Origin of the sequence: Aquisalibacillus elongatus (assembly GCF_003843875.1) — a bacterium.
In the GTDB taxonomy this organism is placed as follows: Bacteria; Bacillota; Bacilli; order Bacillales; family Alkalibacillaceae; genus Aquisalibacillus; species Aquisalibacillus elongatus.
On record NZ_RKRF01000006.1, the window covers coordinates 1 to 1058 of the forward strand.

The 1058-nt window shown below is 51.1% G+C and carries 9 tRNA genes and 1 rRNA gene; all 10 read right to left on the reverse strand.

Features of this window, described 5'->3' with window-relative positions:
- Positions 1 to 136 precede the first annotated feature (136 nt).
- Positions 137 to 212, reverse strand: a tRNA-Ala gene (locus EDC24_RS00525).
- Positions 213 to 223: 11 nt separating this feature from the next.
- A tRNA-Pro gene (locus EDC24_RS00530) sits at positions 224 to 297 on the reverse strand.
- Between the two features lie 5 nt (positions 298 to 302).
- Positions 303 to 379, reverse strand: a tRNA-Arg gene (locus tag EDC24_RS00535).
- Between the two features lie 7 nt (positions 380 to 386).
- Positions 387 to 476: transfer RNA gene (locus tag EDC24_RS00540), tRNA-Leu, on the reverse strand.
- A 13-nt stretch (positions 477 to 489) separates the two neighbouring features.
- Positions 490 to 564 (reverse strand) — tRNA-Gly (locus EDC24_RS00545).
- Between the two features lie 12 nt (positions 565 to 576).
- Positions 577 to 661, reverse strand: a tRNA-Leu gene (locus EDC24_RS00550).
- Positions 662 to 669: 8 nt separating this feature from the next.
- Positions 670 to 742: transfer RNA gene (locus EDC24_RS00555), tRNA-Lys, on the reverse strand.
- Positions 743 to 787: 45 nt separating this feature from the next.
- Positions 788 to 864, reverse strand: a tRNA-Thr gene (locus EDC24_RS00560).
- 5 nt (positions 865 to 869) lie between these two features.
- A tRNA-Val gene (locus EDC24_RS00565) sits at positions 870 to 945 on the reverse strand.
- Between the two features lie 9 nt (positions 946 to 954).
- A 5S ribosomal RNA gene (gene rrf / locus EDC24_RS00570) occupies positions 955 to 1058 on the reverse strand; the annotation flags it as partial.

The window sequence follows — 1058 nt, forward strand, 5'->3', positions numbered from 1 at the left end:
AATCATAACATCTCGCAAATTAATGCGTCAACAACTTATTTAAATTGTTTTAATGAGATGTGTTGCCGCCTCAAAAAAGCGACTTTATTAATATATCATTTTAACCAAGGTAAGTCAATGGTTAAAACAAAAATAATGGTGGAGCCTAGCGGGATCGAACCGCTGACCTCCTGCGTGCAAAGCAGGCGCTCTCCCAGCTGAGCTAAGGCCCCACATTTAAGAGTCGGGAAGACAGGATTCGAACCTGCGACCCCTTGGTCCCAAACCAAGTGCTCTACCAAGCTGAGCTACTTCCCGTTATATGGTGCGCCCGAGAGGAGTCGAACCCCTAACCTTCTGATCCGTAGTCAGACGCTCTATCCAATTGAGCTACGGGCGCATTTAAATGGTGCCGAGGGCCGGATTCGAACCGGCACGGTAGAAGACCTACCGCAGGATTTTAAGTCCTGTGCGTCTGCCAATTCCGCCACCCCGGCAGCACTGTTTAAATGGAGCGGAAGACGGGATTCGAACCCGCGACCCCCACCTTGGCAAGGTGGTGTTCTACCACTGAACTACTTCCGCATATTCAATTAATGGTGCGGGTGGAGGGAGTCGAACCCCCACGTCGTAAGACACTAGATCCTAAGTCTAGCGCGTCTGCCAATTCCGCCACACCCGCAAGAGTGATGAGCCATGGAGGATTCGAACCTCCGACCCTCTGATTAAAAGTCAGATGCTCTGCCAACTGAGCTAATGGCTCAAAAACGTTTGTTAAATCAACGCTTCTTCGAAGCTGTTATTTAAATGGTGCCGGCCGAGGGACTCGAACCCCCAACCTACTGATTACAAGTCAGTTGCTCTGCCAGATTGAGCTAGGCCGGCATAAATGGTGGAGGATGGCGGGCTCGAACCACCGACCCCTTGCTTGTAAGGCAAGTGCTCTCCCAGCTGAGCTAATCCTCCGTAACAATTGTCCAGCGACGTCCTACTCTCACAGGGGAAACACCCCAATTACCATCGGCGCTAGAGAGCTTAACTGCTGTGTTCGGTATGGGAACAGGTGTGACCTCTCTGCC